Origin of the sequence: Vibrio jasicida CAIM 1864 = LMG 25398 (assembly GCF_000400365.1) — a bacterium.
In the GTDB taxonomy this organism is placed as follows: Bacteria; Pseudomonadota; Gammaproteobacteria; order Enterobacterales; family Vibrionaceae; genus Vibrio; species Vibrio jasicida.
Window position 1 is genome coordinate 1 of the sequence record NZ_BAOG01000144.1, and the last position, 763, is coordinate 763.

At 45.7% G+C, this 763-nt stretch carries 1 protein-coding gene; it reads right to left on the reverse strand.

Annotation, left to right across the window (positions count from 1 at the left end; all coding sequences use genetic code 11):
* Positions 1 to 141: 141 nt before the first annotated feature.
* On the reverse strand, positions 142 to 561 hold the full coding sequence (locus VJL_RS25095; protein ID WP_038882069.1) for a VOC family protein: 420 nt from the start codon (positions 559 to 561) through the stop codon (positions 142 to 144).
* Between the last annotated feature and the right edge of the window lie 202 nt (positions 562 to 763).

Here is a 763-nt window from a genome sequence, read left to right on the forward strand (position 1 = left end):
TTCCCAACGTGGACTCCGAATACATTAGCGCAAACCAACTCCGTTATTACTTAATTGTAGTTGCAATAACGGGGCGGACCATACATTTGGGTATCTAAGACGCTGCTCTTTCTTGATAAAAGAGAGATAAAGGTTAAGCTCTTAATTCGTCGAGTTACGCAATTTTGGGTCATCCGTCAGGTATTCTACAAACTCGATTTCAAAACCGGCAGGGTCAACAAAATAGACGTTCTTTCGGTATGGCTCATCCGCGCCGAATTGGGCGATTGGGTAGCCCGCTTCAACCAGTCTTTTCATCACAGCGTCAACGTTGTTGGTCACATAAGCGAAATGCGCCAACCCAACTTGATGACCATCTAAATCGCGATTGTTGCCTTCGCCGTGGTCACTCAACGCAATGTATTGGTACTCATCGCCAAAGTGCAGCCAGTTTCTGTGTTTGCCGCTCCATGTACCTTCCCCTTCATCACGCACATACCAATGCGGAAAGGCAGCTTGGTAAAACTTCAGCATTTCAGGGATGTCTTTTACCACTAAGTTCACGTGTTCTAGCTGGATCATGGTGTGCTCCTTTTTGTCATTTTCTAGCCAACGATGAACATGCTAAAACCTCAAGTTAAGTTTAGGTAAAGGGCTTTTTTGGAATTTTTTATTTGAGCTCGTTGAAGCTTGAACCAAGGGGAGGTTAGGTGGGGTTGGTGGTTTGAGGCTGAATGTTGGGTTAGGTGCTTGCAACCCCCTCCAACTCCCCCTTTTCTTGACA

What these genes read in the sequence shown, in the direction of transcription:
- VJL_RS25095 (WP_038882069.1), bottom strand. Translation starts at nt 561, where the DNA reads ATGATCCAGCTAGAACACGTGAACTTAGTGGTAAAAGACATCCCTGAA.